1 protein-coding gene is annotated in these 257 nt (G+C 38.5%); it reads right to left on the bottom strand.

The window, feature by feature from the left end:
• Positions 1-39 precede the first annotated feature (39 nt).
• Positions 40-231: a sigma factor G inhibitor Gin gene (locus SB775_RS31245; RefSeq protein ID WP_017359334.1), complete on the bottom strand. Its 192-nt coding sequence runs from the start codon at positions 229-231 to the stop codon at positions 40-42.
• Positions 232-257 lie beyond the last annotated feature (26 nt).

Here is a 257-nt window from a genome sequence, read left to right as displayed (position 1 = left end):
CAATCCTCGATAGCTCATAAAAAAAGACCATCTAGTGGTCTATGAATACAAAGGCGGCGTATGAAGATTTTTAAGCTTTCTTACATAATCGGCATAGCTAGGATCCGAGGTCGATGTAGAAATTAACTTTCGCTCACAGTCTCGGCACAAAAACTGATGATATAAATATATTCCCTTTGTCTTTTTCTCTTCACAAATCAAACAAATCGCTTCTCGCTCTTTTTTGCTCATTGTGACACCTCCACTCATAGCTTCAG

The organism is Peribacillus sp. SIMBA_075 (genome assembly GCF_046534585.1).
The sequence above is the reverse complement of the archived record's forward strand: the minus strand, read 5'-3'. Positions and strand labels throughout refer to the sequence as shown.